Source organism: Pseudomonas fluorescens NCIMB 11764 (assembly GCF_000293885.2).
GTDB lineage: Bacteria > Pseudomonadota > Gammaproteobacteria > Pseudomonadales > Pseudomonadaceae > Aquipseudomonas > Aquipseudomonas fluorescens_B.
Map to the genome: position 1 here is coordinate 474,609 of NZ_CP010945.1, position 23,574 is coordinate 498,182.

At 59.9% G+C, this 23,574-nt stretch carries 19 protein-coding genes; 8 read left to right on the forward strand and 11 right to left on the reverse strand.

Features of this window, described 5'->3' with window-relative positions; all coding sequences use genetic code 11:
• Positions 1 to 118: 118 nt before the first annotated feature.
• From B723_RS02265 to bioB, 9 genes are all read right to left on the reverse strand, one after another.
• On the reverse strand, positions 119 to 1,915 hold the full coding sequence (locus B723_RS02265; RefSeq protein ID WP_031319162.1) for an acyl-CoA dehydrogenase C-terminal domain-containing protein: 1,797 nt from the start codon (positions 1,913 to 1,915) through the stop codon (positions 119 to 121).
• Positions 1,916 to 2,005: 90 nt separating this feature from the next.
• Positions 2,006 to 3,295, reverse strand: coding sequence for a GGDEF domain-containing protein (locus B723_RS02270; protein WP_017341146.1), 1,290 nt, complete (start codon positions 3,293 to 3,295; stop codon positions 2,006 to 2,008).
• 276 nt (positions 3,296 to 3,571) lie between these two features.
• Positions 3,572 to 5,377 carry a phenylacyl-CoA dehydrogenase gene (locus B723_RS02275; protein WP_017341147.1) on the reverse strand — a complete coding sequence of 602 codons (1,806 nt, stop codon included), beginning with the start codon at positions 5,375 to 5,377 and terminating at the stop codon, positions 3,572 to 3,574.
• A 277-nt stretch (positions 5,378 to 5,654) separates the two neighbouring features.
• Positions 5,655 to 5,951: a hypothetical protein gene (locus tag B723_RS02280; RefSeq protein WP_017341148.1), complete on the reverse strand. Its 297-nt coding sequence runs from the start codon at positions 5,949 to 5,951 to the stop codon at positions 5,655 to 5,657.
• A 120-nt stretch (positions 5,952 to 6,071) separates the two neighbouring features.
• On the reverse strand, positions 6,072 to 6,752 hold the full coding sequence (bioD, locus tag B723_RS02285) for a dethiobiotin synthase (protein ID WP_017341149.1): 681 nt from the start codon (positions 6,750 to 6,752) through the stop codon (positions 6,072 to 6,074).
• Positions 6,749 to 7,573: a malonyl-ACP O-methyltransferase BioC gene (gene bioC, locus B723_RS02290; RefSeq protein WP_017341150.1), complete on the reverse strand. Its 825-nt coding sequence runs from the start codon at positions 7,571 to 7,573 to the stop codon at positions 6,749 to 6,751. The genes bioD and bioC overlap by 4 nt, the downstream gene beginning before the upstream one ends.
• Complete coding sequence (locus B723_RS02295) at positions 7,566 to 8,297, reverse strand: alpha/beta fold hydrolase (protein ID WP_017341151.1); 732 nt, start codon at positions 8,295 to 8,297, stop codon at positions 7,566 to 7,568. The genes bioC and B723_RS02295 overlap by 8 nt, the downstream gene beginning before the upstream one ends.
• Entirely contained in the window at positions 8,290 to 9,468 is a 1,179-nt protein-coding gene (gene bioF / locus B723_RS02300) for an 8-amino-7-oxononanoate synthase (protein ID WP_017341152.1), read from the reverse strand. The genes B723_RS02295 and bioF overlap by 8 nt, the downstream gene beginning before the upstream one ends.
• Positions 9,469 to 9,633: 165 nt before the next feature.
• Entirely contained in the window at positions 9,634 to 10,689 is a 1,056-nt protein-coding gene (bioB, locus tag B723_RS02305; protein ID WP_017341153.1) for a biotin synthase BioB, read from the reverse strand.
• 90 nt (positions 10,690 to 10,779) lie between these two features.
• Between bioB and B723_RS02310 the strand changes: the two genes are divergently transcribed.
• From B723_RS02310 to rarD, 5 genes are all read left to right on the forward strand, one after another.
• Positions 10,780 to 11,520, forward strand: coding sequence for a ComF family protein (locus B723_RS02310; RefSeq protein WP_017341154.1), 741 nt, complete (start codon positions 10,780 to 10,782; stop codon positions 11,518 to 11,520).
• A gap of 98 nt (positions 11,521 to 11,618) precedes the next feature.
• Entirely contained in the window at positions 11,619 to 12,383 is a 765-nt protein-coding gene (locus tag B723_RS02315) for a TOBE domain-containing protein (RefSeq protein ID WP_017341155.1), read from the forward strand.
• A gap of 58 nt (positions 12,384 to 12,441) precedes the next feature.
• Positions 12,442 to 14,343: a PhoX family protein gene (locus tag B723_RS02320; protein ID WP_017341156.1), complete on the forward strand. Its 1,902-nt coding sequence runs from the start codon at positions 12,442 to 12,444 to the stop codon at positions 14,341 to 14,343.
• 181 nt (positions 14,344 to 14,524) lie between these two features.
• Complete coding sequence (locus tag B723_RS02325) at positions 14,525 to 15,499, forward strand: serine/threonine protein kinase (RefSeq protein WP_017341157.1); 975 nt, start codon at positions 14,525 to 14,527, stop codon at positions 15,497 to 15,499.
• A 207-nt stretch (positions 15,500 to 15,706) separates the two neighbouring features.
• Positions 15,707 to 16,594, forward strand: coding sequence for an EamA family transporter RarD (gene rarD, locus B723_RS02330; protein WP_017341158.1), 888 nt, complete (start codon positions 15,707 to 15,709; stop codon positions 16,592 to 16,594).
• Between the two features lie 215 nt (positions 16,595 to 16,809).
• Here rarD and B723_RS02335 read toward each other — a convergent pair whose 3' ends face one another.
• Positions 16,810 to 17,328 (reverse strand): glycine cleavage system protein R, encoded by a 519-nt coding sequence (locus B723_RS02335; RefSeq protein ID WP_017341159.1) that lies wholly within the window; start codon positions 17,326 to 17,328, stop codon positions 16,810 to 16,812.
• 556 nt (positions 17,329 to 17,884) lie between these two features.
• Between B723_RS02335 and B723_RS02340 the strand changes: the two genes are divergently transcribed.
• On the forward strand, positions 17,885 to 20,062 hold the full coding sequence (locus B723_RS02340) for a malate synthase G (protein WP_017341160.1): 2,178 nt from the start codon (positions 17,885 to 17,887) through the stop codon (positions 20,060 to 20,062).
• Positions 20,063 to 20,223: 161 nt separating this feature from the next.
• Here B723_RS02340 and B723_RS02345 read toward each other — a convergent pair whose 3' ends face one another.
• The gene (locus tag B723_RS02345; RefSeq protein WP_017341161.1) at positions 20,224 to 20,670 is read right to left on the reverse strand and encodes a response regulator; all 447 of its coding nucleotides are present in this window, start codon (positions 20,668 to 20,670) and stop codon (positions 20,224 to 20,226) included.
• A gap of 254 nt (positions 20,671 to 20,924) precedes the next feature.
• On the opposite strand from B723_RS02345, the gene B723_RS02350 reads away from it, so the two are divergent.
• Both B723_RS02350 and B723_RS02355 read left to right on the forward strand, forming a co-directional pair.
• Positions 20,925 to 22,865 carry a putative nucleotidyltransferase substrate binding domain-containing protein gene (locus B723_RS02350; protein WP_017341162.1) on the forward strand — a complete coding sequence of 647 codons (1,941 nt, stop codon included), beginning with the start codon at positions 20,925 to 20,927 and terminating at the stop codon, positions 22,863 to 22,865.
• Positions 22,862 to 23,569: a 3'-5' exonuclease gene (locus tag B723_RS02355; RefSeq protein WP_017341163.1), complete on the forward strand. Its 708-nt coding sequence runs from the start codon at positions 22,862 to 22,864 to the stop codon at positions 23,567 to 23,569. Before B723_RS02350 ends, B723_RS02355 begins: the two co-directional genes overlap by 4 nt.
• Positions 23,570 to 23,574: the final 5 nt, after the last annotated feature.

The following is a 23,574-nucleotide window of genomic DNA, read 5'->3' on the forward strand; positions in this document are numbered from 1 at the left end:
CGAGTGTAACCCAACAACTTTTGCGACACATAGGGTCAGCTAGTGACCCTTTTGTAATTTTTAGTCATCAACAAAAAAGCCCGCACGAGGCGGGCTTCCGTCAAGCGTGACTGAATAACTACAGCGCAAACAACTCCGCCGGCAGCTTCATCAGGCAATCGCTACCTGCTTCAATGGCCGCGCGATGAGCGGCGGTGCGCGGTAGCAAGCGCTTGAAGTAAAACTCGCTGGTTGCCAGTTTGGCCCGGCAGTAATCGGCATCGCCGCTGCCCGCATCCAGTTGTGACTGAGCCACCAGAGCCATGCGCAGCCACAAATAGCCAAGGATGATGTAACCGCTGTACATCAGGTAATCCACTGACGCGGCGCCCACTTCGTCCGGATTCTTCATCGCAGCCATGCCGACCTGGGTGGTCAGCTCGCCCCACTGCTGATTCAACCCATTGAGTTGCGCCACATAACTGGCCAGTTGCGGATGCCCGGCGTTCGCCGCGCAAAACCTGTGGACGATTTTGGTAAAGCCGCGCAGCAGCTTGCCTTGACTGCCGAGCACTTTGCGCCCCAGTAAATCCAGCGCCTGAATGCCGTTGGTGCCTTCGTAGATCGGTGCGATCCGGCAATCGCGAACCAGTTGCTCCATGCCCCACTCACGAATGAACCCGTGACCGCCAAACACTTGCATGCCGAGGTTGGTCACTTCCAGCCCGGTGTCGGTCATGAAGGCTTTGCAGATCGGCGTCAGGAAGGCCAACAGGTCTTCGGCGTCCTGCCGCGCGGTTTCATCCGGGCTCAGGTGCGCAGCGTCCAGTAATTGCGCGGTGAAGTACGTCAACGCACGATTGCCTTCGTTGAAGGCTTTCATGGTCAGCAACATCCGGCGCACATCAGGGTGAACGATGATCGGGTCGGCGGCTTTTTCCGGCGCTTTCGGACCGGTCAGCGAGCGCATCTGCAGACGATCGTTGGCGTACTTGATCGCGCCCTGGAAGCTCGCTTCGCCCAGACACAAACCCTGCATCCCGGTGCCAAGGCGCGCATGGTTCATCATGGTGAACATGCAGTTCAGGCCCTTGTTCGGTTCACCGATCAGGAAGCCCTTGGCCTCGTCGAAGTTCAGCACGCAGGTGGCCGAAGCCTTGATGCCCATCTTGTGCTCGATCGAGCCGCAGGAAACGCCGTTGCGCTCTCCTGCTTCGCCTTCTGCATTGGGTAGGAATTTGGGAACGATGAACAACGAAATGCCCTTGGTTCCTGCAGGAGCATCCGGCAGTTTCGCCAGCACCAGGTGAATGATGTTGTCACTCATGTCGTGTTCGCCGGCGGAAATGAAGATCTTGCTGCCGGAGATCGCGTAGCTGCCGTCCGCTGCAGGCACGGCGCGGGTCTTGATGATGCCCAGGTCGGTGCCGCAATGGGCTTCGGTCAGGCACATGGTGCCGGTCCATTGGCCAGCGGTGAGTTTGCTCAGGTAGGTCTGCTTTTGTTCCTCGGTGCCGTGAGCGTGGATCGCCGACATCGCGCCGTGCGTCAGGCCCGGGTACATGCCCCAAGAGGTGTTGCTGGACCCGACCATCTCGCTGATGACCAGCCCCAGAGAACTCGGCAAGCCTTGGCCGCCGTAAGCGGGATCAGCCGCCAGACCATGCCAGCCACCGTCCACGTATTGCGCGAAGGCTTGCTTGAAGCCTGCAGGCGTTGTCACCACGCCATTGTCAAAATGGCAGCCTTCTTCGTCGCCGCTGCGATTGAGCGGTGCCAGCACGTTCTCGCAGAATTTCGCACCTTCTTCGAGGATCGCATTGACCATGTCCGGGCTGGCCTCGGTGGCACCCAGCGCCTCGTAGTTGCTGTGAAAATCGAAGACGTGGTCGATCAGAAAGCGCATGTCGCGCAGAGGAGCTTTGTACTCGGGCATGGTCATTTCTCCGGCAGCAGATTCCTTAAACCTACTGCCGCCGGACACGCCTCACAATCACAGTCCAGACGCTGAATGCGCCATCATCACTCAACCCGCAGCAGCGTCCATGCGCACCGCGCCACGACGGTTTTGCCCGTAAGCCACCACGCAGTTTCGTCCGGCACCTTTAGCAGCGTAGAGCGCCTCATCGGCAGACTTGAGCACTTTTTCGGGGTTACGTTGATCCACCCGCTCGGCGACGCCGATGCTGACGGTGACCGACACACTCGTGGCCGCGGAACCGGAACGACGCTGACGCCCCTGCTGATCGTCTTGAGGACGACTGTCCTGGTTACGCAGTTGAATGTTGTAGGTCTCGATCGATTCGCGGATGACTTCCAGGTGCGGCATGCACTCCTCGAGTGTCTTGCCCGCAAACACCAGTGCAAATTCCTCACCGCCATAGCGATAAGCCCTACCTCCACCGCCGATTTTCGACAACTTGCTGGCCACCAGGCGCAGCACCTGATCACCGACATCGTGGCCGTGGGTGTCGTTGAATTTCTTGAAGTGGTCGACGTCGCTCATGGCCAGTACGTAATTGCGCCCCAGGCGCTGCATGCGCTCGTTCAAGGCGCGACGCCCGGGCAGACCGGTGAGCTCATCGCGAAAAGCCATTTGATAGGCTTCATGGGCAACCGCCGCGGCAATCATCAACATCACCTGGCTGCACATGATGTTCAGGGTGAACGGCAGGATGAAGGTTTTCGGTAACGCCCAGAACAACCCGAGCAAACCCACCAGTTGTGCCGCGTGCAAGGGTCTCGGATTACGCCAGTATTGCCAGCTCAGCAGCAGGAACGAGGCGATGAATACCGGGTAGGACAGCTGGATCAGGCTCATCCAGGCACCATGCAGCGCGGGCCAGCGGATTTCCGACAGCCACATCAGCAACGCCTGCGGGTAACTTTGCTCCAGTCCCAGCGCCACACTGCCAACGGCCAGCAACACCGCGAAACGGGCGACCATGTCCTGGAACAGATGGGTGCGTTCCTGCCACGCCGCGAACACACCAAACAGTAGCGGAAGCAGTAAACAACACAGGTGAAAAACCACAGCCGCGTCTTCGCGCACCTTACCGTTGTCGCGGTAATAGTCGGTCTGGGTATCAAGCAGGTAGTAGGCGATGTACACCGTGACCATCAGGAACAGCTCGCGCTGACGTCGATAAACCGCGCAGTAAGCGCCGCCGAGCAACAAAACGAGGGTCGGCAAGACGTTGAACAGCGACGTGAAGAAGACGTTCAGATCCTTGACATAGGCAGCCGCCAACCCCGCAATCAACAGCAGAAGTGACGGTAGGAAATGGCTGAAACGTACAGCGGAAGAACGCGGCAAGGGTAAAGCTCCGACCCGTCATGTCTATAGATGGCATTGTGCCCACTACTTTAACGGCAGTACCCCTGATTTTCTGAGTGATTTGATAAGGTTTTTTTGACGCCGCGTTAATGACTTCTATCCGGGCACCCAGTCATGCGCGGTTCCCCCATCAAGGGTCGTGTAAAAGACAGGGAAACGGCCTCGACCACGGTTCTTTTTCCACCCGAGCCGATTTCAAAAAAAAACCGCCACTCCCGAAGGAGCAGCGGTTTTTTTAGAAGGCCGCGTTAAGGCTTAGTAGCCCAGTGCGAAGTCTTCTTCTTTCATGTCCATCAGGTTGTTGGCGCCCGACAGCATGGTTGCAACGTGCGTGCGGGTACGCGGCAGGATGCGCTGGAAGTAGAAGCGCGCGGTCTGCAGCTTGGCGGTGTAGAACGCCGTTTCGCTGGTGCCGGCCGCCAGTTTCTCGGCTGCCAGACGCGCCATGTCTGCCCAGAAGTAAGCCAGGCAGGCGTAACCGGAGTACATCAGGTAGTCCACGGAGGCCGCGCCGACTTCTTCGCGGTCTTTCATGGCCGCCATACCGACCTTCATGGTCAGCTCGCCCCATTCCTTGTTGATTGCAGCCAGCGGTGTGACGAATTCCTGAACGGCTTCGTTGCCTTCGTTGGTCTGGCAGAACTTGTGGACGATCTTGGTGAAGCCTTTCAGGGCCTCGCCTTGAGTCATCAGCACTTTACGGCCCAGCAGGTCGAGTGCCTGGATGCCGGTGGTGCCTTCGTACAGCATCGAAATGCGGCTGTCGCGAACGTTCTGCTCCATGCCCCACTCGGCGATGAAGCCGTGGCCGCCGTAGATTTGCACGCCGTGGTTGGCGGATTCGAAACCGACTTCGGTCATGAAGGCTTTGGCGATAGGCGTCATGAACGCCAGCAGCGCGTCGGCTTTCTTCTTCTCTTCTTCGTCCACACCGTACTTGACGATGTCGACTTGCTTGGCGGTGAAGTAAACCATTGCGCGGTTGCCTTCGGCGAACGCTTTCATGGTCAACAGCATGCGGCGTACGTCAGGGTGCACGATGATCGGGTCAGCGGCTTTTTCCGGCGCTTTCGGGCCAGTCAGGGAGCGCATTTGCAGACGATCGCGAGCGTATTTCAGGCCGCCCTGGAAGCCGATCTCGGCGTGGGCCAGACCTTGCAGCGCGGTGCCCAGACGTGCGGTGTTCATGAAGGTGAACATGCAGTTCAGGCCTTTGTTCGCCGGGCCGATCAGGAAACCGGTGGCCGCGTCGAAGTTCATCACGCAAGTGGCGTTGCCGTGGATGCCCATTTTGTGTTCCAGGGAACCACAGGATACGGCGTTACGCGCACCGATCGAGCCGTCTTCGTTGGGCAGGAACTTCGGCACGATGAACAGCGAAATGCCTTTGGTGCCAGCCGGTGCATCCGGCAGACGGGCCAGTACGATGTGGACAATGTTATCGGCCATGTCGTGTTCGCCGGCCGAGATGAAGATCTTGGTGCCGGAGACTTTGTAGGAACCGTCGGCCTGAGGTTCGGCCTTGGTGCGCAGCATGCCCAGGTCGGTGCCGCAATGCGGTTCGGTCAGGCACATGGTGCCGGTCCATTCGCCAGATACCAGTTTGGTCAGGTAGGCGTGTTGTTGCTCAGGCGTGCCGTGCTCGGAGATGGTGTTCATCGCGCCGTGCGACAGGCCTGGGTACATGCCCCACGACCAGTTGGCTTCGCCGACCATTTCGCTGACAGCCAGACCCAGAGACTCTGGCAGGCCCTGGCCGCCGTGCTCTACGTCGTGGGCCAGGCTCGGCCAGCCGCCTTCGACGAATTGTTTGTAGGCCTCTTTGAAACCGGTCGGGGTTTTAACGCCGGACTCGCTCCAGGTGCAGCCTTCGGTGTCACCCACGCGGTTCAGCGGAGCCAGCACCTGCTCACAAAACTTGGCGCCTTCTTCGAGAATGGCGTCAACCATGTCCGGAGTTGCGTCTGCACAAGCCGGAAGGCTCTGATAGTGCGCTTCGTAGCCGAGCAGTTCGTCACGAACGAAGCGAATATCACGCAAGGGGGCCTTGTAGTCAGGCATAGCGATAAACCTCTGCTGATGTAACCGGGAATGAACGACCGTGGTTATTTGTTGTGACGGTCAAACAGTTGTTTGAAACATACGTTTACGCCCAAATCTTGTCAAGCATCGATCTTTTGCCGTTCGTCATCGCTCTGCGCAAATCCCGGGCGCACAGCAACCACGCGCCGTTGCCCAGGCAACACGCCGTATTTGAAAGTTTAGTTAGGGGAGAAGGACTTACGCACAAAAACGCCGCGAAAGGTCGCGGCGTTGGACAGGCTTATTCAGCGGGTGATCAGGCGAAGGTATCGATCAACGTACCGAGCATTTCATCGGAAGCCTTGGCGACTGCCACGCCCGCCTCGACCTGAAACTTGCCCTGCGCCATCTCGACCATGTTGCTGGCGAGGTCAGACTCTTGACTGCGATCGACCGAACGCAGGCGATTGACCTGAGCCTCGGAGGACTGACTGGTCACCGAGCGTTCGATTGTATTGTTGGCGATTTGCCCGGAAGCCTGATCGACACGGTTCTGCCCTGTCTGAATAGTGCTCAGACCGGCATAAAAAGCGGTATTTCCTGAGATTTCCATGGGAGAACTCGTCCTACGAAGAATCAACAGCGGCCATTGAAACAGACGCACGTGCAAAACACCCGACAAAAACACTAATGGCACAGTGCCTTGTCATAGGCAAAACCATTGCATGAAACCTCAGTCCAGCAAATCCAGCTGAAGGTGTTCCGCCACCGCCTCCGCTGTCACCAGCTTGAGTTTCGGCACTCGCCCCAGACACGGTGCAGGGATACGCTCGGCAAGTGTGGCAAGGTTTTCTTCAAGGCGCGCTGTCTTGGCATCGATGATGTTGGCCACCCAACCCGCCAGCTGTAAACCGTCCTGCGCGATCGCCTCGGCTGTCAGCAACGCGTGGTTGATGCACCCCAATCGCACGCCGACCACCAGTATCACCGGCAGATCCAGCGCCCTGGCCAGGTCCGACAGGTTGTCCTGATCCGCCAACGGCACGCGCCACCCACCAGCGCCTTCGATCAGGGTGAAATCCGCCCGCATTTCCAGAATCTTCTGCATCGGTGCCAACAAGGATTGCACCGTCAACGCCACACCCGCCTCGCGCGCCGCCAGATGCGGTGCGATGGCCGGTTCGAACGCCACCGGGTTGACCTGTGCATACGTCAGCGGCACCGAGCATTCCGCCAGCAACGCCAACGCATCGGCGTTGCGCAACCCCTTGGGCGTCACGTCGCATCCCGAAGCAACCGGTTTCCCCGCCGCCGTACTCAGGCCCGCCGACCGCGCGGCGTGCAGCAAACCCGCCGCCACAGTGGTCTTGCCGACATCGGTGTCAGTACCGGTGATGAAATAAGCTGCGCTCATAAGGGTTTCTCCAAAACGGCATACACCACTTGATAAGTCGCCGGCAGTCCTTCGGCCTGACGAAACTGCTCATAAGCCTCGACCAGGCCGAGAATCCGCGCCCTGCCGGTCAAACCGCCCGGCCGCCCGGGATTCAGGTTATGCGCACCCAGCGCCTTGAGTTCGTGGGTCAGGCTGCGCACATCCGGATAATGCAGCACATGAGGACGGGTTTGCAGACTCGCGACCTTCAAGCCGCTGGCCGCGCACAGCTGTTGATAAGCCCCGAACTCGCGGAAGCGGTTGACGTGCACCATGCCATCCACGCGCCTCCAACTGTCACGCAGCTCTGACAGTGTTCCCACGCAAAGACTAGCAAATGCAATCTTTCCACCCGGTTTCAGCACCCGATGGGCTTCACTGAGCACCGAAGCGAAGTCCGCGCACCACTGTACCGCCAGGCTGGAGAAGATCAGATCGCAGGTCGAATTCTGCAAGGGCAGTCGTTCCGCATCGCCGGCGATGAAATGCGTGGCCCCACCCAACGGGCGCGCGTGATTGAGCATACCTTCGGCGATGTCCAGTGCCACGCCGTGACTGGCAGGGAAACGCTCACTCAGTACACGACTGAAATACCCGGTGCCACACCCAAGATCGAGCCACCGACCGGGCACAAAATCGGCCGGCAAACGGCTCAACAGCTGGCTGCCGACATCACGCTGCAATTCGGCAACGCTGTCATAGCTGGCCGCCGCCCGGGAAAAGGACGCCGCCACCTGGCGCTTGTCCGGCAAGTCGCCGGGCTGCTTTGGAAGGGGAAGCGGGAGGGATAAATCAGTCATCACCGGACTCATGCAAAAAGGCCTGGATCGCACCCGCCACTCCGTGCGGGTCCTCCAGAAGAAATGCGTGGCTGGCCTGTTCAATCAGGCCGATTTCGACATCCGGCAACAGCGCCAGCAAATCCCCCGCGGCTTCGGCCGGCACCAGCCCGTCGAGACCGGCGAACAAATGCAGTTGCGGGCCGCGGAATGCTTGCAACGCCTGACGGGTATCCAGTTGCGCAAGCAGCTCCAGGCCGTTCATCAATACAGAAGCAGAGGTGTGGGGCGCGCCACCGAGCAAAAGCCGCGACAATCCGCGCGGGTCTTCGGCGCCTTGAGCGCAGAGCAGCGAAAAGCGCTTCAGCGTCATGCGCGGATCGGCGCTGCATCCGGCCAGAAACGCGTCGAAGGTCTCGCCGGGCATGGCGCTCGGCCATTGCTCATGGGCGACAAACGAAGGATTGCTCGCCAGGGTCAGCAAGCCGCAGCAACGATCGCCGCGTCGGGCCGCCAACTCGGCAGCGAGCATGCCGCCGAGGGACCAGCCGCCAAGCCAGGCGTCTTGCGGGATTGTCGAATCCAGTTCATCAAGCCATTCTTCAAGGTCGCTGGATTCCAGCTCCGGCAGTGGCTCGATCTCGACGCGCAGATGTTCGTCCAGCCCTTGCAACGCAGCGGCCAACGGCTCCATCGGTGAAATCCCGAGCCCCCAGCCAGGTAGCAGAATCAGACGATCACGCATGGCTTGGCTCCGGTCCCAGTTGTGCAAAACAATCGGCCAGTCCCTTTAACAATAGCTGTACCTGCGCTTCGCTGTGCGCGGCGGTCAGGGTCACACGCAGTCGGGCGCTGCCGGCGGGCACGGTCGGTGGGCGGATCGCGGTCACCATCAATCCGCGTTCGCGCAGCATTTGCGACAGACGCACCGCACGCCCGGCGTCGCCGATCATGATCGGCTGGATCGGCGTGAAGCTGTCCATCAGCTCCAGGCCGATCTGCTCGGCGCCTTGCCGGAACTGACGAATCAGGACGTTCAGATGTTCACGACGCCAGTGCTCGGAGCGCAGCAGTTCCAGGCTTTTCAGCGTTGCGCAGGCCAGGGCAGGTGGTTGGCTGGTGGTGTAAATGTACGGACGAGCGAACTGGATCAAACTCTCGATCAGTTCTTCGCTGCCGGCAACAAAAGCGCCTGCGGTGCCGAACGCTTTGCCGAGGGTGCCCACCAGCACCGGCACGTCGTCCTGGCTCAGGCCGAAATGCTCGACGATCCCGCCACCGTTGGCGCCCAGCGGGCCAAAACCGTGGGCGTCATCGACCATCAGCCACGCGCCTTTGGCCTTCGCTTCCCGGGCCAGTGCTGGCAGGTCGGCGATGTCGCCGTCCATGCTGAACACGCCGTCGGTGACCACCAGCGTGTTGCCGGTGGCTTTCTCGAGACGACTGGCCAGGCTCGCGGCGTCGTTGTGCAGATAACGATTGAAACGCGCGCCGGACAACAGGCCGGCATCGAGCAACGAGGCGTGATTGAGGCGGTCTTCGAGCACCGTATCGCCCTGCCCCACCAGCGCGGTCACCGCGCCGAGGTTGGCCATGTAACCGGTGGTGAACAGCAACGCACGCGGGCGGCCAGTCAAGTCAGCCAACGCTTCTTCCAACTCATGATGTGGCGTGCTGTGGCCAATGACCAAGTGCGAAGCACCGCCGCCGACACCCCAACGGGACGCCCCGGCGCGCCAGGCTTCGATCACTTGCGGGTGATTGGCCAGGCCCAGGTAATCGTTGCTGCAGAACGCCAGCAACGGCTGGCCATCGACCACCACATCCGGGCCTTGAGGGCTTTGGAGCAATGGGCGTTGGCGGTAGAGATTTTCGGCACGACGGGCAGCAAGGCGTGCGGCGAGATCGAACGACATGCAGGCCTCGCGATTAGGAAGTCAGATGTTGTATCGCAGAACCTGTGGGAGCGGGCTTGCCCGCGATGATGGCATCCGATTCAACATAGATGTCGACTGATGAATCGCTATCGCGGGCAAGCCCGCTCCCACAGATTGTTGCATTCAAAAGGTTTCGGTGAAGCCTCAAACAGCAGCGTTGTAAAACATCTCGCTACTCTTCTGCTCCACCAGCGCCTGCTCGATGGCCGCCTGATGCACTTCGTCCGCATGCTCTTCACGCGCTTCCGGCAGGATGCCCAGGCGCGAGAACAGTTGCATGTCCTTGTCGGCCTGCGGGTTGGCGGTGGTCAACAGTTTGTCGCCATAGAAAATCGAGTTCGCACCGGCGAAGAACGCCAGGGCCTGCATCTGCTCGTTCATCGCTTCGCGGCCGGCGGACAGGCGCACGTGGGATTGCGGCATCAGGATGCGCGCGACGGCGAGCATGCGGATGAAATCGAACGGGTCGATGTCTTCGGCGTTTTCCAGCGGCGTACCGGCGACTTTCACCAGCATGTTGATCGGGACCGATTCCGGGTGCTCCGGCAAATTGGCCAGCTGGATCAGCAGGTTGGCGCGGTCATCGAGGGTTTCGCCCATGCCGAGGATGCCACCGGAGCAGATCTTCATCCCCGAGTCACGAACGTAAGCCAGGGTTTGCAGGCGCTCGCTGTAAGTGCGGGTGGTGATGATGCTGGTGTAGAAATCCGGTGAGGTATCGAGGTTGTGGTTGTAGTAGTCGAGGCCGGCCTTGGCCAGCGCTTCGGTCTGGTCCTGATCCAGACGGCCGAGGGTCATGCAGGTTTCCAGGCCCATGGCTTTCACGCCCTTGACCATCTCCAGCACGTACGGCATGTCTTTGGCCGACGGGTGTTTCCACGCCGCGCCCATGCAGAAACGGGTCGAACCGATGGCCTTGGCGCGAGCGGCCTCTTCGAGGACCTTCTGCACTTCCATCAGTTTTTCTTTTTCCAGGCCGGTGTTGTAGTGACCGGACTGCGGACAATATTTGCAATCTTCCGGGCAGGCGCCGGTCTTGATCGACAGCAGCGTCGAAACTTGTACCCGGTTGGCGTCGAAATGCGCGCGGTGCACGGTCTGCGCCTGGAACAGCAGGTCGTTGAATGGCTGAACGAAGAGTGCTTTGACTTCGGCCAAAGACCAGTCATGACGCAGAGTTGCAGAGGTGCTGGCGCTCATGGGCGTTTCCTTGATTATGCTTGGCAAGCGACTGGGGACTGGAATACCCACAGACGCGACACGGATGTTCGGCATATTTAAGGAAGAGCGATGCGCTGTCAACCACGATACAACGGACCGGTTTACATCTGGTTAAAAAACAGACAAAACTGTTTGCTCTGCAGCGAGACGGCGGATGAAGCGACGCCGATCTGCATGGCGTGTGAAACCGACCTGCCGTGGCTTGGCGATCACTGCCAGACCTGCGCCCTGCCCTTGCCCGCGGCGGGAATGACCTGCGGCCAGTGTTTGAAGGCGCCGCCCTCCTTCGAACAGGTGATCGCCCCGTGGACCTACAGCTTTCCAGTCGACAGCCTGATCACCCGTTTCAAACACAGCGCGAAGTGGCCGTTTGGCAACCTGCTTGGCGAACTTCTCGCTCAATTCCTGCAACATCGCTTCGATGAAGCGCTGGAGCGGCCAGATGCGCTGGTCCCGGTTCCGCTGGCAACCAAGCGCCTGCGTCAAAGGGGTTTCAATCAGGCCGCAATGCTGGCCCGCTGGTTGAGCGCGAGCCTGGATATCCCCTGCGACGAGCAACTGCTCAAGAGGATTCAGGACACCAGCGCGCAACAAGACCTGAAAGCCGAGGCTCGCAAAAAGAACCTGGGTAACGCCTTTGCCCTGATGCCCAAAGCGGTGGTCAAGGGGCGTCACGTGGCGCTGGTCGATGACGTACTGACCACCGGCGCCACTGCCCAGGCCCTGGCACGCCTGCTGATGGATGCGGGCGCCTCGCGGGTCGATGTCTATTGCCTGGCACGCACGCCCAGACCCGGCGACGCGGTTTGACTCAAGAGCACAAACCCTGCGGGAGCGAGACCGACTTGACTCCCACAGCCCAAGCCGCCAACGTCCTCGCCATCGTTACCAGCCAAAGCGCCCCCGTCATGTCCCTGCCCACGTTGTTGTCCCAGCACATTGTCCGTCGCCCGCAGCGCATCGCGTTGCTGCAGCACATCGCCGAACAAGGCTCGATCACTCGCGCCGCGAAAAGCGCGGGCCTGAGTTACAAAGCCGCGTGGGACGCCATCGACGAGTTGAACAACCTGGCGCAGAAACCACTGGTGGAGCGCAGTGTCGGCGGCAAGGGCGGCGGTGGCGCGAAGCTATCCAGCGAAGGCCAACGCGTATTGCGCCTGTATCAAAAACTGCAAACGCTGCAGGCTCAGGTGCTGGAAGCCGCCGAAGACGCCAGCGACCTGGACCTGCTCGGCCGCCTGATGCTCAGAACCAGTGCACGCAATCAATTGCACGGCAAGGTCGTGGCGATTGAAGCTCAGGGGCGCAACGACCTGATTCGTCTTGAACTGGCCGAAGGCCTGGCCATCGATACACAGATCACCCACGACAGCACCGTGCGCCTGGAGCTGGAACCCGGCACCGAAGTCGTCGCCCTGATCAAGGCGGGCTGGCTCGACTTGCTGGCCATCGAAGACACTGCAACGCCAGGACACAATGACCTGACCGGCATCATCGAAGAAATCCTCGATGCCGAAGACGGCCCCAGCGAAGTGCGCATCGGCCTGCCCAATGGCCAGACGTTGTGCGCACTGGCCGAGCCGCTGCACCTGAAAACCCTCGGTCTCGCCACCGATAAACCGGTACGGGTGCAATTTGCGCCATCAAACGTTTTGCTCGGTACACCGCTTTGAAACACAAGCGTCATTAATGCTCTTTAAGGTGACTGCAAAAACCCGCAGGGAGCCTGATGTGAGCCTATTAGAAGACAATCAAAACACCGACCTCGAGAACATGGTCGGCCTCAGCCGTCGTGGCTTCATCAGCGCGGGCGCCCTGTGCGGCGCAGCCATGTTCCTCGGCGGCAACCTGCTGAGTCGCAGCGTGCTCGCGGCCAGCGTCAGCGCCGGCACCAGCAAACTGTTGGGTTTCGACAGCATCCCCGCCGCCACCAGCGATGCCATTACCCTGCCGCCGGGCTACAAGTCTTCGGTGCTGATCAGCTGGGGCCAGCCGCTGCAAAAGAACGGTCCGGCATTCGACCCGAGCGGTAACGGCAGCGCCGAGCAGCAGGAAGTGCAGTTCGGCGACAACAATGACGGCATGAGCCTGTTCGAGTTTCCGGGTGAGAAAGACCGGGCGTTGATGGCGATCAACAACGAATACACCAACTACCGCTACCTCTACCCCCACGGCGGCATGCCGCAATCGAAGGAAGAAGTACGCAAGGCGCTGGCCTGCGAAGGTGTGTCGGTGATCGAAGTGCAGCGCAAGAACGGCCAATGGCAATTCGTCCAGGGCTCGCGCTACAACCGGCGCATTCACGGCAATGCACCGATCACCCTCAGCGGTCCCGCTGCCGGTCATGACCTGTTGAAAACCAGCGCCGACCCACACGGCAAGAATGTGCTCGGCACCTTCCAGAACTGCGCCAACGGCAAGACGCCGTGGGGCACGTACCTGACCTGTGAAGAGAACTTCACCGACTGCTTCGGCAGCAGCAACGCCGAACAGAAGTTCGACGCCGCGCAGAAACGCTACGGTGTGGTAGCCGCCAGTAAAGAGATCAACTGGCACCCGCACGACGAGCGTTTCGACCTGGCAAAAAACCCCAACGAACTCAACCGTCACGGCTGGGTAGTGGAAATCGACCCTTTCGATCCGCAATCGACCCCGGTCAAGCGCACCGCACTGGGCCGTTTCAAACATGAAAACGCTGCCCTGGCCGAAACCCATGACGGCCACGCCGTGGTGTACATGGGCGACGACGAGCGCGGCGAGTTCATCTACAAGTTCGTCAGCCGCGACAAGATCAACCACAAAAACCCGAAAGCCAATCGCGACCTGCTGGACCACGGCACCTTGTTCGTGGCGCGCTTCGACGCAGGCGACGGCAATGCCGATCACCCGAAAGGCCAAGGCGAGTGGATCGAGCTGACCCACGGCAAAAACGGCATCGACGCCAGCAGCGGTTTTGCCGATCAGGCAGAGGTGCTGATTCACGCGCGCCTCGCGGCCACGGTGGTGAAAGCCACGCGCATGGACCGTCCGGAATGGATCGTCGTCAGCCCTATGGATGGCCAAGTCTATTGCACACTGACCAACAACGCCAAGCGCGGCGAAGACGGTCAACCGGTGGGCGGGCCCAACCCTCGCGAGAAGAACGTGTACGGGCAGATTCTGCGCTGGCGCACCGACCGTGATGATCACGCTTCAAAAAGCTTTGCCTGGGATCTGTTTGTGGTCGCCGGCAACCCGGGTGTCCACGCCGGCACGCCGAAGGGCGGTTCGTCGAACATCACGCCACAGAACATGTTCAACAGCCCGGATGGCCTGGGTTTCGACAAGGCTGGGCGGTTGTGGATTCTGACCGATGGCGATTCGAGCAATACCGGTGATTTTGCCGGCATGGGCAATAACCAGATGCTGTGTGCCGACCCGGTGACCGGGGAGATTCGTCGGTTCATGGTCGGGCCGATTGGTTGCGAGGTGACGGGGATCAGCTTTTCACCGGATCAAAAAACCCTGTTTGTAGGGATTCAACATCCGGGAGAAAACGGTGGATCGACGTTCCCTGAGCATTTGCCGAATGGCAAGCCGCGGTCTTCGGTGATGGCGATTTCCCGTGAGGATGGCGGGATCGTCGGCGCCTGACCGGGCCCTATCGCTAGCAGGCTAGCTCCCACAGGGGACTTGCGGAGTGTCGCAGATCCAGTGTGGGGCTAGCCTGCTAGCGATGGCAACACCACTCATCTCAAGCCTTAACACTAAAGTAAGCCCGTCTGCGCTACCATGCTTGGCCGGACGCGGCAGCCTGCTGCGCGCAGGAGTCAGCATGGCCCACCCGTTTGCAACCCTCACCCCAGACCTCGTGCTCGATGCCGTCGAAAGCATCGGCTTTCTCAGCGACGCGCGCATCCTGGCGCTCAACAGCTACGAAAACCGCGTCTATCAGGTCGGCATCGAAGACTCCGAGCCACTGATCGCCAAGTTCTACCGCCCGCAACGCTGGACCAACGAAGCGATTCTCGAAGAACACCAGTTCACCTTCGAACTCGCCGAGTGCGACGTGCCGGTGGTGGCGCCGATGATTCACAACGGCGCCAGCCTGCACGAACACCACGGCTTCCGTTTCACCCTGTTTCCCCGCCGTGGCGGGCGCGCCCCGGAGCCGGGCAATCTCGATCAGCTGTATCGGCTGGGCCAATTGCTCGGCCGCCTGCACGCCGTGGGTTCGACAAAACCCTTCGAACACCGCGAAGCACTGGGCGTGAAGAACTTTGGTCACGATTCGCTGACGACGCTGCTCGAAGGCAATTTCATCCCCAAAAGCCTGCTGCCGGCCTACGAATCTGTGGCCCGCGACCTGCTCAAGCGCGTCGAAGAGGTCTACAAAGCCACGCCGCACCAGAACATCCGCATGCACGGCGATTGCCACCCCGGCAACATGATGTGCCGCGACGAGATGTTCCACATCGTTGACCTCGACGACTGCCGCATGGGCCCGGCGGTGCAGGACATCTGGATGATGCTGGCCGGCGATCGTCAGGAATGTCTCGTTCAGTTGTCGGAATTGATGGACGGTTACAACGAATTTCACGACTTCGACCCACGAGAACTTGCGTTGATCGAGCCGCTGCGCGCGTTACGCCTGATGCACTACAGCGCTTGGCTGGCGCGTCGCTGGGACGACCCGGCGTTCCCCCACAGTTTTCCGTGGTTCGGTACGGAGCGGTATTGGGGCGATCAGGTGCTGGCGTTGCGTGAGCAATTGGCTGCGCTCAACGAAGAACCCCTCAAACTCTTCTGACACACCAAAAATCCCTGTGGGAGCTAGCCTGCTAGCGATGACGGCAGCACATGCAACACCGATGCAAGCTGATACACCGCCATCGCGAGCAAGCTCCCTCCCACAGGGATTGTGTTCACAATTGCCCGACGTTTTCGGACGGGACATTCGTAGACAAATCTCCTTACAATCCCCTTCTTTAGTTAGCTGCCTAAGCAAGGATTCTGCATGCAAGCCGCCAACCCGCGTCGCGGGTACATCCTGGGCCTGAGTGCCTACATCATCTGGGGCCTGTTCCCGATCTACTTCAAAGCCATCGCCAACGTGCCCGCCGTGGAGATCATCATCCATCGCGTGCTCTGGTCTGCGCTGTTCGGCGCCTTGCTGCTGATGGTATGGAAGCATCCGGGCTGGTGGCGCGAGCTGCGTGAAAACCCGAAACGGCTGGCGATCCTCGCGCTGAGCGGCACGCTGATCGCGGCCAACTGGCTGACGTATGTCTGGTCGGTGAACAACGGGCGCATGCTCGAAGCCAGCCTCGGTTACTACATCAACCCGTTGGTGAACGTGCTGCTCGGCATGTTGATCCTCGGCGAACGGCTGCGGCGCATGCAATGGATCGCCGTGGGGCTGGCCGCAGTCGGTGTGGCGCAACAGGTATGGCAAGTCGGCAGCCTGCCATGGGTATCGCTGGTGCTGGCGTTGACGTTTGGTTTCTACGGGTTGATCCGCAAGCAGGCGCCAGTCAAAGCCCTGCCCGGTCTGGTGGTGGAAACCTGGATGCTGGTGCCGATTGCCATTGCCTGGCTGTTATTCAATCAGACGGCCATGAGCGCTCAGCCCGAGTTCTGGACGACTAGCGAAGCCTGGTGGCTGGTTGCCGCCGGGCCGGTAACCCTTGTGCCGCTGGTGTGTTTCAACGCCGCCGCACGGCATTTGCCCTACACAACGCTGGGATTCCTCCAGTACCTGGCGCCGACATTGGTGCTGCTGCAAGCCGTACTGCTGTTTGGCGAACACTTGTCGTCCAGCACGCTGGTGGCGTTTATCTTTATCTGGGCCGGGCTTGCGGTTTATAGCGTCGATGCGTGGATAAGTTTGCGCCGTCGCAGTTGATCAAAAATCGTACGAACTTCTACAGGCCACGTATTTCGTGGCCTGCATCGATCCTTCCCAAGGTTATCCACAGCGTGATCCCCGGCGTTTGTGTGCAACTCGTTGAATCTGATGGTTTTTTGATCAGTTCCTGAAGACGCCCGGCCGGCGTGGGCTGGCGGGGTGTCTCTACAGGTTATCCACAGGCAGGTGCACGTATAACTTGGATAACCCTGTCAGGGTTCGCTGCGCAGGACCAATTCCACCATCAAATCGTCCGCCAGGGTTTCCAGGCGCGACTGCAACACATCCAGAGAAAGCGTCAGCGGCACGGCGAGAATCGCTTCAGCGTGGAACAGCGGCTCGCTGCTCATCGGCGCCGGGCGCACTTCCGTAACCAGTCGTTCCAGGTTGACCCCCTGCTCACTCAACAGACGCGTGATGTCGCGCACGATCCCCGGGCGGTCGTTGCCCACCAGCTCCATGGCAATCGGTTTCCAGGTGCAGGATTGTTCGATGCCGCTTTCGGCAATCAGCACGCGAATGCCATGGGCCGACAACGCCTGCAGGGCATCGACCAATTTCTCGTAGGCCTCGGCCGGCACGCCTACCCGAAGAATCCCGGCAAACTGCCCGGCCATGCGTGACATACGGCTTTCCAGCCAGTTACCGCCGTGCTCGGCAATGCACTGGGCGATGCGCTCGACCTGCCCAGGTTTGTCCGGCGCGAAAACAGTGAGTACGAGGTGGTCCATGGCGCAGCCCTCTGGTCATGACTTTTGTTATAGAAAGGCAAGTATAGGCAACGGTTGACCGATGCTTTGGGCAGACCCGGATTCAGCGTCATGCGGATCCGCCTCATCGCGGGCAAGGTTATGCACAATCCTGTGAGAGCGGGCTTGCCCGCGATGAATTCACCACCGGACCCGATGCCCACACATAAATCGTGTACAACTTCTTATATTTAACTGGAACAATCTCATACTTTTTTGAGAACATCCCCATCCCCGACGTGACTGCAATGCGTCACGGGGTCGCAGAACGACGTAATTAGTCTAATTTTCACAACCGCAATTCATCATGTAGTATGCCGCAGCGCGCACTACATAACGTTGGATCGATGTCTGCCACAGGCGCGGTCGCAGCCCTGAAAGCCCTATCAGCAAGGCCTCAACGCCGTTGATCGGTTCCATCCCAGCCGCCCGAAATGGCATGTACTGGTGGAAGGGGTTTGTGGTTTAAATAGCCAGAGGCTTCATTGTTAATTTGAAGAGCTGAAAAGCGAAATAGCTGAGCAGAGTGAGGCAAGCAATGACTGAACACGTTCAAGTCGGTGGCCTGCAGGTCGCCAAAGTCCTGTTCGACTTCGTGAACAACGAAGCCATTCCCGGAACCGGCCTCACCGCCGACAAATTCTGGGCCGGTGCCGACAAGGTCATTCACGACCTGGCGCCGAAGAACAAAGCCCTACTCGCCAAACGCGATGATATCCAGGCTCGTATCGATGGCTGGCACCAAGCACGTGCCGGGCAGGCGCACGACGCCGTGGCTTATAAAGCCTTCCTGCAAGACATCGGTTATCTGCTGCCAGAAGCGGCCGATTTCCAGGCGACGACGCAAAATGTCGATGACGAAATCGCCCGCATGGCCGGCCCGCAGCTCGTGGTGCCGGTGATGAACGCCCGCTTCGCGCTCAATGCTTCGAACGCCCGCTGGGGCTCGCTGTACGACGCGCTCTACGGCACCGACGCGATCAGCGAAGCTGACGGCGCGGAAAAAGGCAAAGGCTACAACAAGGTTCGTGGCGACAAGGTGATTGCCTTCGCCCGCGCCTTCCTCGACGAAGCCACGCCTTTGGCCGCCGGCTCCCACGTCGATTCCACCGGCTACAAGATCGTTGACGGCAAACTGGTGGTCGCCCTGAAAGGCGGCAGCAACAGCGGCCTGCGCAACGACGCGCAGTTGATCGGTTTTCACGGCGATGCAGCGGCACCCACCGCGATCCTGCTGAAGAACAACGGCCTGCACTTCGAAATCCAGGTCGACGCCAGCACCCCGGTCGGCCAGACCGACGCGGCCGGCGTCAAAGACATCCTGATGGAAGCCGCGCTGACCACCATCATGGACTGCGAAGACTCCGTCGCCGCCGTCGATGCCGATGACAAAGTGGTGATCTACCGCAACTGGCTCGGCCTGATGAAGGGCGACCTGTCGGAAGAAGTCTCCAAGGGTGGCAAGACCTTTACCCGCACCATGAACGCCGACCGCACCTACACCGGCGTTGATGGCAAGGAACTGAGCCTGCACGGTCGCTCGCTGCTGTTCGTGCGCAACGTTGGTCACCTGATGACCATCGACGCGATCCTCGACAAAGACGGCAACGAAGTGCCGGAAGGCATTCTCGACGGTCTGATCACCAGCCTGGCGGCGATCCACAGCCTCAACGGCAATAGCTCGCGCAAGAACAGCCGCACCGGCTCGGTCTACATCGTGAAGCCGAAGATGCACGGCCCGGAAGAAGCCGCGTTCACCAACGAGCTGTTCGGTCGCATCGAAGACGTACTCGGTCTGCCGCGCAACACGCTGAAAGTCGGGATCATGGACGAGGAGCGCCGCACCACGGTCAACCTCAAGGCGTGCATCAAGGCGGCCAGCGAGCGCGTGGTGTTCATCAACACCGGTTTCCTTGACCGCACGGGCGATGAAATCCACACCTCCATGGAAGCCGGCCCGATGGTGCGCAAGGCGGACATGAAGGCTGAGAAGTGGATCGGCGCTTACGAGAACTGGAACGTCGATATCGGTTTGAGCACCGGTCTGCAAGGTCGCGCGCAGATCGGTAAAGGCATGTGGGCCATGCCGGACCTGATGGCAGCGATGCTCGAACAGAAAATCGCTCACCCGCTGGCCGGTGCCAACACCGCCTGGGTTCCCTCGCCAACGGCGGCTGCGTTGCACGCGTTGCATTACCACAAGGTCGACGTGTTCGCCCGTCAGGCCGAGCTGGCCAAACGTGCCCGCGCTTCGGTGGACGACATCCTGACCATCCCGCTGGCGGTAAACCCGCAGTGGACCGCGGAACAGATCAAGAACGAACTGGACAACAATGCCCAGGGCATTCTCGGTTACGTGGTGCGCTGGATCGACCAGGGTGTTGGCTGCTCGAAAGTGCCGGACATCAACGATGTCGGCCTGATGGAAGACCGCGCCACGCTGCGTATTTCCAGCCAGCACATCGCCAACTGGCTGCGTCACGGTATCGTCACCGAAGAGCAGGTGATGGAAAGCCTCAAGCGCATGGCGCCGGTGGTTGACCGTCAGAACGCCAATGACGCGCTGTACCGTCCGCTGGCGCCGGATTTCGACAGCAACATAGCCTTCCAGGCGGCGGTCGAGCTGGTGGTTGAAGGCACCAAACAGCCGAACGGCTACACCGAGCCGGTCCTGCACCGTCGTCGTCGCGAGTTCAAGGCTGCCAATGGCCTGTAACTGAGCGGTGATACCGGATAATGAAAAAGCCCTGATCGAAAGATCAGGGCTTTTTTGTTTAAAGCAAAGTCAAAAGATCGCAGCCTTCGGCAGCCCCTACAGGTGTACTCAGTCCCCTGTAGGAGCTGCCCAAGGCTGCGATCTTTTGATCCTCTAACAATTCACGAATCCATCCCCAACTCATGCTTGACCAACCCCAGCAATTTGCCGGTATCGATGGGCTTGAGCAGAAAATCCACCACGCTCAAATGCATCGCAGCAATTGCGTCCTTCACGTCGGCATCGCCCGAAACGATGATGATCGGCATGGCTGCCCGTACTGACTCACGCACCTGACGAACCAACTCCAGGCCATCAACCTGGCCCATCCGCAGATCAGTGATCACCAAACCAATGGAGGGCTTCTCGCTCAACATCTTGAGGGCTGTCTCGCCGCTGGCAGCGGTCAGGCAACGAATGCCATCCAGACCCAGGATTTCCGAGAGCAGCTCCCGGGCGTCCTTGTCATCATCGACGATCAGCACCCGCTGCGGTGGCAAGTCGGGTTCCAGCATGACGGCACTCAGCGCCTCGCGCTCGGCGTCACTCAAAATATCGTGGTCGGACATGGCTTACTCTACGTTTTCATTTCTATTCCCTAGCACATCCGTCAGACATCGCTAAGTGGCGCAACAATGTGCACTTCGTCGGATTTATTTCCTATAGATGAAAGGATAGATTCTTCCCAAGATTGCGTAAGGTATTTCCGAAATTTCATCACCGGAAGGCCCGACCTAGACTTACGTCCAATGGGCACCTCGCGCTCCGGGGCCGACCATGGCCGAGTCATCCGACAACAACAATTCGAAAAAAGACTGCGGTAATGGTTATGAGTAAAGCGGACGCCTTCACACAGGCAGGAAAAACCGCGGTGTTGCAAAACATCCAGGGCACTTTGCAATTTCTGCAGCGTTTCCCGCCCTTCAATCAAATGGAACACGCTCACCTGGCGTACCTGGTGGAGCAATGTCAGCTGCGTTTTTATGCGCCCGGCGAAAGCATCATCAAGCCCGCCGATGGCCCGGTTGAGCATTTCTACATCGTCAAACAGGGCCGCGTCGTGGGTGAACGCCCCCACACGGCCAAGGGCGGCACGGAAACCACCTTCGAAATCACCACCGGCGAGTGCTTCCCCCTCGCCGCGCTGCTGGGTGAACGTGCGACGCGCACCGAACATCTGGCAGCCGAAGACACCTTTTGCCTACAGCTGAACAAGCTGGCGTTCATTAAACTGTTCGCGCTTTCCAATGCCTTTCGCGACTTTGCCCTACGCGGTGTCAGCAGTCTGCTGGATCAGGTCAACCAGCAAGTCCAGCAAAAAGCCGTGGAGACCCTCGGCACTCAATATTCTCTGAATACCCGCCTTGGCGAATTGGCCATGCGCCATCCGGTGACGTGCAGCCCGATTACGCCGTTGCGCGAAGCCGTGACCCTGATGCACGAGCAGCAGGTCGGCAGCATTGTGGTGGTCGATGAACACAAGGCGCCGCTGGGTATTTTCACCCTGCGCGACCTGCGTCACGTGGTGGCCGAAGGCACCAACGACTTCAACGAAGCCATCGAATTGCACATGACCCACGCGCCGTTTTTCCTGACGCCGGACCACAGTGCCTTCGATGCGGCGATTGCCATGACTGAGCGGCATATTGCCCACGTTTGCCTGGTCAAGGACCAGCGCCTGTGCGGCGTGGTCTCGGAACGTGACCTGTTTTCCCTGCAACGGGTTGATCTGGTGCACCTGGCGCGGACCATCCGTAGCGCCCAGAAGGTGGAAAACCTGGTGGCGATGCGCGGCGAGATCGGTCAATTGGTGGAACGCATGTTGGCCCATGGCGCGTCGTCGACCCAGATCACCCACATCATCACCCTGCTCAACGACCACACCGTGTGCCGGGTGATCGAATTGACTCTCGCCGAGAAAGGCGACCCCGGTGTGCCGTTCAGTTGGCTGTGTTTCGGCAGCGAAGGCCGCCGCGAACAGACGCTGCATACCGATCAGGACAACGGCATTCTGTTCGAAGCCCGGGACGCCGCGCATGCCGCCGAGATTCGCGGCAAGTTGCTGCCTATCGCTCAACAGATCAACCAGAGCCTGGCGCTGTGCGGGTTCACCCTGTGCAAGGGCAACATCATGGCCGGCAACCCTGAGCTGTGTTTGTCCCGGGCCGAATGGGCGCGGCGTTTTGCGGCGTTCATTCGTGAAGCGACGCCGGAGAACCTGCTGGGTTCGAGCATCTATTTCGACCTGCGCGTGGTTTGGGGCGACGAGCAAAGCTGCGAGCAACTGCGTCGGGGCATTCTCGATCAAGTCGCTGACAACCGGCTGTTCCAGCGGATGATGGCCGAAAACGCCCTGCGCAACCGCCCGCCCGTAGGCCGTTTCCGCGAGTTTGTGCTGGCGCGCAAGAATGGCGAGAAGGCGACGCTGGACCTGAAAGTCCAGGGCCTGACGCCCTTTGTCGACGGCGCCCGATTGCTGGCGCTAGCCCACGGCATCGAGGCCAACAATACGCTGGAGCGCTTTCGCCAACTGGTCGAAAAAGAAGTCATCGAACGGCTGGACGGTGCAGCGTATGAAGAGGCGTATCACTTCATCCAGCAAACCCGCATGCAGCAACATCAGCTACAGACCCGGGAGAACTTGCCCTACTCCAACCGGGTCGATCCCGACAGCCTCAATCACCTGGACCGAAGGATCCTGCGCGAATCCCTGCGTCAGGCCCAGCGCCTGCAAAGCAGCCTGACATTGCGGTATCAGTTATGAGCCTGTTTTCGTGGTTGCGCCCGGTGGGGCCGATGCTGTCCGTGGAATTGCAGCAACGTCTGCAACGCTTGCCGGCGGGCGCCGAGCTCAGAGAATGCAGCCTGCGCGAACAGCGCTGGGTGGTGCTGGACCTGGAAACCACCGGGTTGAATATGAACAAGGATCGGGTGCTGTCCATCGGCGCGGTGGTGATTGAAGACGGGGCGATCGACTTCAGCCAGCAGTTCGAACGCACCCTCCAATGCACGGATATGAAATTGGCGCCCAGTGTGTTGATCCATGGCTTGGGCCCCAGCGCGATCGCTGCCGGCAGTGATCCGGCGCAGGCCCTGCTCGAGTTCATGGAATTTGTGGGCGACAGTCCGGTGCTGGCGTTTCATGCGCCGTTTGATCAGCACATGCTCGGGCGCGCGTTGAAGGATCATCTGGGTTACAAGCTGCAGCATCCGTTTCTGGATGTGGCGGATATCGCCCCGCTGCTGTGCCCACAGGCGCACATTCGCGAGGCGGGGCTGGACGAGTGGATCGACTGGTTCAAGCTCGAAGTGTTCGAGCGTCATAATGCCAGTGCCGATGCGCTGGCGACTGCGGAACTGGCGTTGATCCTGTTCAGCCGGGCGCGGCAGCAGCAGATTCATAGTCCGTTGAATTTGCAGCAGCGGGTGAGTCAGTGGAAACGCAGGCAGCGAACGCCTTCTTTTTAGACTTC

What these genes read in the sequence shown, in the direction of transcription:
- B723_RS02265 (WP_031319162.1), bottom strand. Translation starts at nt 1,915, where the DNA reads ATGCCCGAGTACAAAGCTCCTCTGCGCGACATGCGCTTTCTGATCGAC.
- B723_RS02275 (WP_017341147.1), bottom strand. Translation starts at nt 5,377, where the DNA reads ATGCCTGACTACAAGGCCCCCTTGCGTGATATTCGCTTCGTTCGTGAC.
- B723_RS02280 (WP_017341148.1), bottom strand. Translation starts at nt 5,951, where the DNA reads ATGGAAATCTCAGGAAATACCGCTTTTTATGCCGGTCTGAGCACTATT.
- bioD (WP_017341149.1), bottom strand. Translation starts at nt 6,752, where the DNA reads ATGAGCGCAGCTTATTTCATCACCGGTACTGACACCGATGTCGGCAAG.
- bioC (WP_017341150.1), bottom strand. Translation starts at nt 7,573, where the DNA reads ATGACTGATTTATCCCTCCCGCTTCCCCTTCCAAAGCAGCCCGGCGAC.
- B723_RS02295 (WP_017341151.1), bottom strand. Translation starts at nt 8,297, where the DNA reads ATGCGTGATCGTCTGATTCTGCTACCTGGCTGGGGGCTCGGGATTTCA.
- bioF (WP_017341152.1), bottom strand. Translation starts at nt 9,468, where the DNA reads ATGTCGTTCGATCTCGCCGCACGCCTTGCTGCCCGTCGTGCCGAAAAT.
- bioB (WP_017341153.1), bottom strand. Translation starts at nt 10,689, where the DNA reads ATGAGCGCCAGCACCTCTGCAACTCTGCGTCATGACTGGTCTTTGGCC.
- B723_RS02310 (WP_017341154.1), top strand. Translation starts at nt 10,780, where the DNA reads ATGCGCTGTCAACCACGATACAACGGACCGGTTTACATCTGGTTAAAA.
- B723_RS02315 (WP_017341155.1), top strand. Translation starts at nt 11,619, where the DNA reads ATGTCCCTGCCCACGTTGTTGTCCCAGCACATTGTCCGTCGCCCGCAG.
- B723_RS02325 (WP_017341157.1), top strand. Translation starts at nt 14,525, where the DNA reads ATGGCCCACCCGTTTGCAACCCTCACCCCAGACCTCGTGCTCGATGCC.
- rarD (WP_017341158.1), top strand. Translation starts at nt 15,707, where the DNA reads ATGCAAGCCGCCAACCCGCGTCGCGGGTACATCCTGGGCCTGAGTGCC.
- B723_RS02335 (WP_017341159.1), bottom strand. Translation starts at nt 17,328, where the DNA reads ATGGACCACCTCGTACTCACTGTTTTCGCGCCGGACAAACCTGGGCAG.
- B723_RS02340 (WP_017341160.1), top strand. Translation starts at nt 17,885, where the DNA reads ATGACTGAACACGTTCAAGTCGGTGGCCTGCAGGTCGCCAAAGTCCTG.
- B723_RS02345 (WP_017341161.1), bottom strand. Translation starts at nt 20,670, where the DNA reads ATGTCCGACCACGATATTTTGAGTGACGCCGAGCGCGAGGCGCTGAGT.
- B723_RS02350 (WP_017341162.1), top strand. Translation starts at nt 20,925, where the DNA reads ATGGTTATGAGTAAAGCGGACGCCTTCACACAGGCAGGAAAAACCGCG.
- B723_RS02355 (WP_017341163.1), top strand. Translation starts at nt 22,862, where the DNA reads ATGAGCCTGTTTTCGTGGTTGCGCCCGGTGGGGCCGATGCTGTCCGTG.